The following is an 8,240-nucleotide window of genomic DNA, read 5'->3' on the forward strand; positions in this document are numbered from 1 at the left end:
CGGCGAAGGCTGCCGGCACGCTGAACGGCATGAAGTGGAACGACTTCCGCAAGTCCGAATGCGCCGCCGGTGCATCCGCCGCTGCCGCCGCCAAGCCGGCAACCACCAAGGCTGCCGCGGCCCCCGCCGACGGCAAGGGTCTGAGCATGGCCGAATGCAGCACCAAGTATCAGGCCGCCAAGACGGCCAGCACGCTGAAGGGCATGAAGTGGAACGACTTCCGCAAGACCGAATGCGGCGCCGGCGCATCGGATGACGACACGGTGCCGGCCGCCGACGAGGCCAGCTACACCACGGAGCCGGCGAAGCCGACGACGGCTGCGCCCAAGGGCGTCAAGTTCCCGTCCGCGATCTCGGCGAAATATGCCAGCGAGACCCCCGGAAAGGGCCGCATGCACACCTGCCTCGACCAGTATTATGTCCTCAAGGACGCCAACGCGCTCGGCGGCCTGAAGTGGATCCAGAAGGGCGGCGGCTTCTACAGCCTGTGCAATGCCAAGCTGAAGGGCTGATCGCTTAGCCATAGTCTCCAAACAAAGGCCCGCGCATCGCAAGATGCGCGGGCCTTTTTTGTTGCGCGAAGACGCACGCTGCCTTGCTCGCATCTGCATGTCGCCGGGCTGCTGGCATCATCAATTCGCCTACACTGCCCACCGCCAAGCTCATCGGTAGTCCGTAAAGATTCTGGTTGAACATATAGAGAACAAACCATATACAAAAAGACGCCAAACTTATTATCAACCAGGAGGGTCTTATGCACGGTTTGAAATTGGCGGTATTGGCTGCGACCGCATTTGTCGCTTGGAGCGTCGCCCCCGCAAGCGCACTGACGATGAAGGAATGCGGCGAGACCTATCGAACAGCCAAGGAAGGCGGCACTCTGAACGGCATGGACTGGACGGCTTTTCGCAAGGAGAAGTGCGCGACATCAGCAGCGGACAGTGTCAGCGAGGATACGGTCAAAACCGAGCCGCAGACGAAAAAGGAAACCAGCGCGGCGGTCGCCCCCACTGTAGCGCCCGCGGGCGTGACATTCCCGACCACGCTGGCCGGCGAGTTCAAGACCGAAAAGCCCGCGAAGGCGCGCATGAAGACCTGTCTGCAGGGCTACCATGGCAACAAGGACGCGGGCACGTTGAACGGCCTTCGCTGGATCCAGAAGGGCGGCGGTTATTACAGCCTGTGCAATGCCAAGCTGAAGAGCTGAGCGACAAGGCATCTGAAGAAGAGAAGGCCTGCGAACCGCAGGGTTCGCGGGCCTTTTTGTTGCCTTCGAGGGCACGCCAGCGGCGACGTTGCCAATCTCCCCCCTTGCGGGGGGAGATTGGCTATCACCTAGGCTTTCGCCAATCGTCACCGTCGCAGATGCGAGGTCGCGGACAACTCCTCCTCAACGCCAAAAACAAAAAACGCCGCGGAGTAAGCCGCGGCGTTCGATGAAATCAGTGGTCAAGCTCAACTCGACGGCTGCGGTTCCATACCGCCTTCGGGCTCAGGACCCTTCTTTCGCCGGCCGCCGGACTTCGGCACGGCCGAGCCACGGCTCGGCGGCGTATCGTCGCCGAGGTCGCGCGCGGGCTTGTGGCCGGCGATCAACTGCTTGATCTCCTCGCCGGACAGCGTCTCGTATTCCAGCAGGCCCTGCGCCAGCGCGATCCATTCCTTCTTCTTCTTGGTCAGGATGGACTTCGCCGACGAATAGGCCTCGTCGATCAGGCGGCGCACTTCGGCATCGATGATCTGCGCCGTTTCTTCCGAGACGTTCTGCGTGCGGGCCACGGAATGCCCAAGGAACACTTCTTCCTGGTTGTCGCCATAGGCGACATGGCCGAGCTTGTCGGAAAAGCCCCAGCGCGTGACCATGGCGCGGGCCAGCTTGGTCGCCTGCTCGATATCCGAAGAGGCTCCGGAGGTGATGTTCTCCTTGCCGAACTTGAACTCCTCGGCGACGCGGCCGCCCATCATGATGGCGAGACGCGAGATCATGTATTTGTAGCTCATCGAATAGCGGTCGCCTTCGGGCAACTGCATGACCATGCCGAGCGCGCGACCGCGTGGAATGATCGTGGCCTTGTGCAGCGGATCGGCCGATGGCACGTTGAGCGCGAGAATGGCGTGGCCGGCCTCATGGTAGGCGGTCAGCTCCTTCTCGGCCTGGGTCATGGCCGACGAGCGGCGCTCGGCGCCCATCATGATTTTGTCCTTGGCGTCCTCGAATTCGGCCATGGTGACGAGGCGCTTGTTGCGCCGTGCCGCCATCAGCGCGGATTCGTTGACGAGGTTCATCAGATCGGCGCCGGAAAAGCCCGGCGTACCGCGCGCGATCACCTTGAGGTCGACATTGGGCGCCAGCGGCACGTTGCGCACATGCACCTTGAGGATCTTCTCGCGGCCGACGATGTCAGGGTTCGGCACCACGACCTGGCGGTCGAAGCGGCCTGGCCTGAGCAGGGCGGGGTCAAGCACGTCGGGCCGGTTGGTGGCGGCGATCAGGATGATGCTTTCGTTGGATTCGAAGCCGTCCATCTCGACCAGCAGCTGGTTCAGCGTCTGCTCGCGTTCGTCGTTGCCACCGCCGAGGCCGGCGCCGCGATGACGGCCGACAGCGTCGATTTCGTCGATGAAGATGATGCAGGGTGCGTTCTTCTTGGCCTGGTCGAACATATCGCGGACGCGGCTTGCACCAACGCCTACGAACATCTCGACGAAGTCAGAACCGGAAATGGTGAAGAACGGCACATTGGCTTCGCCGGCAACCGAGCGGGCGAGCAGCGTCTTGCCGGTTCCCGGAGGGCCGACGAGCAGCACGCCGCGCGGAATCTTGCCGCCGAGCCGCTGGAATTTCTGCGGATCGCGCAGGAACTCGACGATCTCTTCCAGATCTTCCTTGGCTTCGTCGACGCCGGCAACATCCTGGAAGGTGACGCGGCCATGCGCTTCGGTGAGCAGCTTGGCCTTCGACTTGCCAAAGCCCATCGCGCGGCCGGAGCCGGACTGCATCTGGCGCATGAAGAATATCCAGACGCCGAGGATGAGGATCATCGGCAGCCAAGAGATCAAATAGCCGAACAGCGAATTGGAACCGTCTGTTTCAGGCCGCGCATTGATGGTGACGTTCTTGTCCTGCAGCCGCGAGACCAGCGAAGGATCGCCGGGCGAATAGGTCTGGAAGCCGCTGGCATTGTCGGTGTAGGTGCCGCTGATGCGGGCGCCCGCGATGGTCACCGTCTTGACCCGGCCCGCCGCGACATCCTGCAGGAACTGCGAATAAGGCACATCGCTGGAAGCCCCTCGCGTCTGCGGCGTCTGGAACAGATTGAACAGGGCTATGAGCAGGACCGCTATGATCGCCCAGAGCGCGAGGTTGCGATAGTTCGGATTCATCAATTGTCCCGTTGGCGTCCGCGGGGCGGACACGCGTCATGAGAGGAAACTTGCGCCTAACATAGGGAGAGCACCTCCCCTTGCCAAGCATAACAGCACGTCTGGGTTAAGCTTTCGCGCAACCATCAGCCGGCACTATGGCCGCTGAAAGGCAAGGGCGGGACCGGGGCCGCGCCAATCAGCCCGGCGACGGCCTGCGCCGGCGCCAGGTCGAAGGACGGCAGGAAGCGGGCAAAGGGACTAACGACCGGCCGCACTTCCACCATCGCCGACTTCAGTTCATATCCAGGCAAACCAAGGCATTCCCCGGCGTGCCACAACGCCGGTTCGGCCGCGAGCGCGGCGCGCATCAGGCTCGGCGGGGCTTTTCCTTGGCCCGTCGCCAGCCGCTTCGCCGCTGCCGTGCCTAGCGGGGCAATCAACAATGCGCTGCTGCTGTCGTTCAATGTGATGCGCCGGCGGCCATCCCACAGGGTGCTGCCAGTAAGGGTTGCGGCGGCGGGCAGGCCGCGCGCCTCGCGGCGCAGGAAGATGCCGGAGCGCCGGGAATCGACAACCGTCCGCGACAATGTGGCGCAAAGAAATCCAGCCCTCAGCCGACCGAACAGAGCCTCGCTGCGGGCCTGATCCGGCAGGAAGGCAATTCCGCCGGTCATGGCCAGCAGGATACGCAACGCATAGACGGCCGCTCGCTCGTCGCCTGTGTTCAGCAAGAGCGGATCAAGACGAATGAGCCCGCAGGACAGCCGGGTCGCGAAATCGCCGATCAAACTTGCGGCGGCGAGGCCGAGTTGACTGCGCGCGCGGCCCTCATGCGCGGCCAGCGCCAGTGCATCGTCGATGCGCTGCGCACCGTTGCTGTCGGCAAGGGCTGCCCGCACACGCGGCCGCTCGAAGGCCGCGTCGATATTGGTGGGGTCGTCGGCCCAGCCGACATTCTCACGCCGCAGGACGTCGCGCAGCGCCTCGCGCCGCAACCCGAGAAGCGGCCGAACGATCCACTCGCGCCAGTCATACAAGGTGGCCGGCGCCATGCCGGCAAGTCCCCGGCCTGCCATTTCGGCATGGCCTTGGCCCCCGTCCCGCGCCAATCCTTCCTCGCGCGCTTGCCGCATCAGCACCGTCTCTGCCTGGTCATCGGCGGTATGGCCGGTGAGGATCAGGCCGATGCCTTCGGCTTGTGCCGCCTCGGCCAGCAGCCGGTAGCGCGCCTCGCGAGCGGCGGCGGGCAGGCCGGTCGATGGCTTGGGGCCCGACCATGTCAGGATGCGGTGTGAAATTCCGAGTCTGGCGCACAGCTTCGCCACTGTTTGCGCTTCCGCAGCCGAACCGGACCGCAAACCGTGGTCGATCGTTACCGCCAGCAGCCTGGTTGCCGGCGCCTTACGGTCGAGATGGTGTCTGAGAAGAAGGAGCAGGGCGGTCGAGTCGCTGCCGCCGGACACGGCCGCAACAGCGCCGCTGGTAAAATCGATATGCGAAAAAGGGTTAGTCGAAAGGTCCGGCTCGGTGTCGAGCATAATGCATGTCGCCCAAAAGTGATCCCGGTTTCAGGACAACGACATGTAGGACAAGGATCAGCAGGCAGCCAGAGCCTTCTCCTGCTTGACGCGTTCCTTGAGCGCACTGGAAATATCAGGGTAGCGCTTGCCGACCTCGCTGAAGGTGGCACAGGCAACATCATGCTGCTTGAGGCCGACCAGCGACACGCCGAGCTTCAGCAACATGTCGGGAGCTTTCTTGGCCTTGGGGTAGTCCTTGCTGGCGGCAAGGAACGTCTCGGCCGCGTCGCGGTATTTCTGCTGGCCGAGCAATGACTCGCCCAGCCAGTAATGCGCGTCCGCCGCCTTCGCATCCTTGGGGAAGCGGGCGATGTGATCGCGAAAACCCTGCTCGGCGGTGCCGTAGTCGCCCGAGAGGATGAACTGGTAGGAGTTGCGGTAAAGCTCTTCCGGGTTGTTGGTGGCGGGCAACGCCGCGACCACCGTATCGGATTTTCCGGCCTTGGGCGCCGCCCCGGCGACTGGCGCGGTGTCCTGCGCCGGCGCGGTCGATTGCGTGTTGCCGCCGGCATCGATGACATTGCCGTTCTTGTCGACGGTGATGGTGCCGAAATTCTTTTCCGGCGCTCCCGTACCGGGAATAACCTTTCCGGGGTCGCCGTCGGGAGATTCGACGATGACATCCTCGACCGTCTTGCCGCCTGCCGATTGATCGTTGGCGGGCGCGGCGCCGGCATCGGCCGGCGCCCGTATTGCCGGGGCCGCCGCCACATCGTTGTCGGTGCCGGTGGTGGCGTCCGATTTCTTCTGCGCCGGCGGCTGCCCGCCTTGCGTGCCGCCGCCTTCCAGCTGCTGGAAGCGGAATTCATTGTCTTCCTGCTGCTTGCGGATCTGCTCCTGCATCTGCAGGACCTGGAAATTGAGTTCCTCGATCTTGCCGTTCATCTGCCGCAGCTGCTCTTCCAGGCTGGTGACAGCGGCAGGATCGGATTGCACCAGCTGAACCTGGTCCGGTTTCTTCTTTTGACCGAAAAGGTTGGGCAATTCGATACTGGGAAGATGGAAGGTAAAGCCGCTGTCGGTTGATTGCCCCGTGCCGCTCGCCCCGGTGCCGCTGGCCAGGGCGGTGACGCCTGATAGGAGCAGCAGCGCAAGCGTGCCGCTCAGAACCGATCTCAAATGCATGTGCCTCTCGCAGTGATTTCGTTAGCTTGTTCGCGCCTTCCAATCAGCATGGGACCAGCCAAGCGCCCTCGGCTCATAGCAGGAGCCGAGACTTCGGCCAAATTTTGTTTCGGGCATCCGGATGTGAAAAAGGCGGCCCCCAAGGCCGCCTTTCGCACAGGTATGTTGCATTTTTACCGCTAGACGGCCGCCGTTCTTGACGCGCCGGTCGGCTGCGTGATGCTTCAGGAGCCAGCGCCGCTAAGCGTGGTGACCGCGCGGCGGTTCTGCGACCAGCAGGAGATGTCGTCGCAAACCGCGACCGGACGTTCCTTGCCGTAGGAAATGGTCTTGAGACGGCTGGCCGAGACGCCCTTGGCGACAAGGAAGTCACGGGTGGCGGCGGCGCGGCGGGCGCCGAGCGCCAGATTGTATTCACGTGTGCCGCGTTCGTCGGCATGACCTTCGACGACGATGGCATACTGCTTGTACTGGTTCAGCCACTGCGCCTGGCGCGAGAGCGTCGTCTGCGCGTCGGCACGGATCGAGGTCGAGTCCGTATCGAAGAAGATGCGGTCGCCAATGTTGACGGTGAAGTCCTGCGCCGATCCGGGTGTTGCGGCGCCGGCGCCGTTAAGGCCAAGATCGGCCGCGTTGTTCGGCGTCTTCTTCGAGGCGCAACCTGCGATGGCGAGCATCGCCACCAGCGCGATCATGACCGGGTTTCTGGTAAGTGCTGCAATACGGCCCATGCCGCCTCTCCTTCGTATTTCGAGTGATCTAATTTGAGTGATTTCGTTGATCACCCAGTAACCACGTTTGGGTTAACCGGCATTCAAGAAACACGGTTAAATTTTGGTTTAAGCTGCCCGTCCGCAGCCGTTTTGGCCTGAAGCCACATTTCACGCGGACCCTAGGCGTAAATACGGCCAAAACGCGACAAAGAGATGGAAATGAGGAATTGAAGAGTTGGGGAATTGAGGAACTGAAGAGAGAATTCACTTCAGCTTTTCTCTCAGATTGATCAGCATGCCGTAGATATGGGCATAGGATCGCAGCCAATCGTCGTGTTGTGTCTGGCTGATGTATCCAAGGTCGAACGCATAGGAAATCCACGTCTCCACCTCGCTGCATGACCCCATTGCCATCGAAATGAACCGCGCGAATTCGGGTTTGGAGTGAGTCTGCTTGGCAAATCCTTCAGCCAAATTGGCGCAGATTCCTTTGCTGGAGCGACGCAACTGATCAGCCAGTGCGTATTGCTCCATTTTCGGGAAAGCGAGCTTTATGGACGTCAAGAGAAACCACATAAGCGCGCTTATATACCTCTAGATCCTTCGCGCGATTAATGTAGCCGCCCGCCTTCTCCATTCTTCAGTTCTTCAGTTCCCCAGTTCCTCTATTCAAGCAGCGGCGACCAGGCCGGGTCGGAAGCGAAGTTCGCCGTCGGGATCGATTGTTCGTTGCGTCCGGTCAGATCGACCGAAACCAGTTTGGGCCCGCCGGCGGAATCGCGGAAGAACATCAGCACGCGGCCGTTCGGTGCCCAGGTCGGTCCCTCCTGCTGGAAGCCGGAGGACAGGATGCGCTCGCCCGATCCATCGGTCTTCATGACGCCGATCTGGAATTCGCCGCCGGTCTGCTTGGTGAAAGCGATGAGGTCGCCGCGCGGCGACCATACCGGCGTCGAATAGACGCCGTCGCCAAAGGAAATGCGGGTCTGGCCCGAGCCGTCGGCTCCCATCACGTAGATCTGCGCGCGGCCGCCACGGTCGGAGGTGAACACCACCTTGCTGCCGTCGGGCGAATAGGACGGCGAGGTGTCGATGGCGGTCGAGTTGGTCAGCCTCGTCGTCGAGCGGCTGCGCAGGTCCATGGCGAAGATGTTGGAATTGCCGTCGTCGCGCAGCAGGCTCATGATCACCTTCTGGCCGTCGGGCGAAAAGCGCGGCGCAAAGGTCATGCCCGGAAAGTTGCCGACCAGTTCGCGCTGCCCCGTTTCGATCTGCAGCAGGTAGACCCGCGGCTGGCCGCTTTCATAGGACATGTAGGTGATTTCCTGCCGGTTCGGCGAGAAACGCGTCGTCTTCATCGACGAATCCGGCGCCAAGAATGCGCGCAAGAAGCGCCTCGCGATCATGGACCAGGACGGCGCCAACGTTCGCTATCTCTCGGACGGCAGGTCGATCG

The 8,240-nt window shown here is 62.4% G+C and carries 6 protein-coding genes and 2 pseudogenes; 2 read left to right on the forward strand and 6 right to left on the reverse strand.

All coding sequences use genetic code 11. The annotated features are described in order from the left end of the window. Positions 1 to 512: pseudogene (locus EN964_RS16715) on the forward strand (hypothetical protein); the annotation flags it as partial. Positions 513 to 754: 242 nt separating this feature from the next. Beyond that, the gene (locus EN964_RS16720) at positions 755 to 1,207 is read left to right on the forward strand and encodes a hypothetical protein (protein WP_127267141.1); all 453 of its coding nucleotides are present in this window, start codon (positions 755 to 757) and stop codon (positions 1,205 to 1,207) included. A 248-nt stretch (positions 1,208 to 1,455) separates the two neighbouring features. On the opposite strand, the gene ftsH is transcribed toward EN964_RS16720, so the two are convergent. The 6 genes and pseudogenes from ftsH to tolB form a co-directional block, all read right to left on the reverse strand. Continuing rightward, positions 1,456 to 3,384: an ATP-dependent zinc metalloprotease FtsH gene (gene ftsH, locus EN964_RS16725; protein ID WP_023811859.1), complete on the reverse strand. Its 1,929-nt coding sequence runs from the start codon at positions 3,382 to 3,384 to the stop codon at positions 1,456 to 1,458. A gap of 125 nt (positions 3,385 to 3,509) precedes the next feature. Next, complete coding sequence (gene tilS / locus EN964_RS16730) at positions 3,510 to 4,904, reverse strand: tRNA lysidine(34) synthetase TilS (RefSeq protein ID WP_127270142.1); 1,395 nt, start codon at positions 4,902 to 4,904, stop codon at positions 3,510 to 3,512. A gap of 57 nt (positions 4,905 to 4,961) precedes the next feature. Further along, positions 4,962 to 6,071, reverse strand: a complete 1,110-nt coding sequence (ybgF, locus tag EN964_RS16735) for a tol-pal system protein YbgF (RefSeq protein ID WP_127270140.1) — start codon at positions 6,069 to 6,071, stop codon at positions 4,962 to 4,964. 224 nt (positions 6,072 to 6,295) lie between these two features. After that, positions 6,296 to 6,802, reverse strand: a complete 507-nt coding sequence (gene pal / locus EN964_RS16740; RefSeq protein ID WP_013529149.1) for a peptidoglycan-associated lipoprotein Pal — start codon at positions 6,800 to 6,802, stop codon at positions 6,296 to 6,298. 246 nt (positions 6,803 to 7,048) lie between these two features. Then, entirely contained in the window at positions 7,049 to 7,348 is a 300-nt protein-coding gene (locus EN964_RS16745) for a four helix bundle protein (RefSeq protein ID WP_236383235.1), read from the reverse strand. A gap of 101 nt (positions 7,349 to 7,449) precedes the next feature. Then, positions 7,450 to 8,136, reverse strand: a pseudogene (gene tolB / locus EN964_RS16750) (Tol-Pal system protein TolB); the annotation flags it as partial. Positions 8,137 to 8,240: the final 104 nt, after the last annotated feature.

This window comes from Mesorhizobium sp. M7A.F.Ca.CA.001.10.2.1 (genome assembly GCF_003998575.1).
GTDB lineage: Bacteria > Pseudomonadota > Alphaproteobacteria > Rhizobiales > Rhizobiaceae > Mesorhizobium.

Excerpts from the sequence above, each read along its gene's own strand:
- ftsH (WP_023811859.1), bottom strand. The coding sequence starts at position 3,384 with ATGAATCCGAACTATCGCAACCTCGCGCTCTGGGCGATCATAGCGGTC.
- pal (WP_013529149.1), bottom strand. The coding sequence starts at position 6,802 with ATGGGCCGTATTGCAGCACTTACCAGAAACCCGGTCATGATCGCGCTG.
- ybgF (WP_127270140.1), bottom strand. The coding sequence starts at position 6,071 with ATGCATTTGAGATCGGTTCTGAGCGGCACGCTTGCGCTGCTGCTCCTA.
- EN964_RS16720 (WP_127267141.1), top strand. The coding sequence starts at position 755 with ATGCACGGTTTGAAATTGGCGGTATTGGCTGCGACCGCATTTGTCGCT.
- tilS (WP_127270142.1), bottom strand. The coding sequence starts at position 4,904 with ATGCTCGACACCGAGCCGGACCTTTCGACTAACCCTTTTTCGCATATC.